The sequence below is a fragment of the Ruegeria sp. CL5 genome (assembly GCF_056536485.1).
Map to the genome: position 1 here is coordinate 1 of NZ_JBQFPS010000041.1, position 507 is coordinate 507.

The window sequence follows — 507 nt, forward strand, 5'->3', positions numbered from 1 at the left end:
GAGCGACGTGTTAAATGCAGTTTCTCTTGACGACGTCAATCATAACTGGACCGAGATTGATCAGGAAATAGATGAGGCATTCTTATTTGCCGACATCCAGACATTCAATGGACCTGACACTGCGGACCTACGCCAAAGGCAAACTAATGACGGAGTGTACTCAATTCGGGTTGAAGAAGAGCGATCATTAGACGGTGAAAGAAGTCATATCGGCGAAGAAATAGCCCTGATTTGGACTTCGCACGATACCATTGATCTATTTCTATAAATCCAATGAAATGAGTTCGAAACGCTCAAATTCGGCCCGGGAATCCTATTCCAGACCATGATTAGGGGCAAATAAATCCGGAGGGAAAAGTTCCTTAACTAAACTATTACCGACTAGCGTTGGTAGTGGTTTAGTTGTTCATGCGCTTGATTGGAGTTAGGTGATATCGTCGGGTTGAGCAATCGGATTCAATGGTCTCACACACCCACGCGAAAGCGTGAGAGGCTCATGAGGTGGTT

General features: G+C 45.2%; 1 protein-coding gene. It reads left to right on the top strand.

The window, feature by feature from the left end:
• The coding region (locus ACR0IU_RS22300; RefSeq protein WP_480717791.1) for a hypothetical protein at positions 1–268 on the top strand (268 nt) is incomplete at its 5' end.
• Between the last annotated feature and the right edge of the window lie 239 nt (positions 269–507).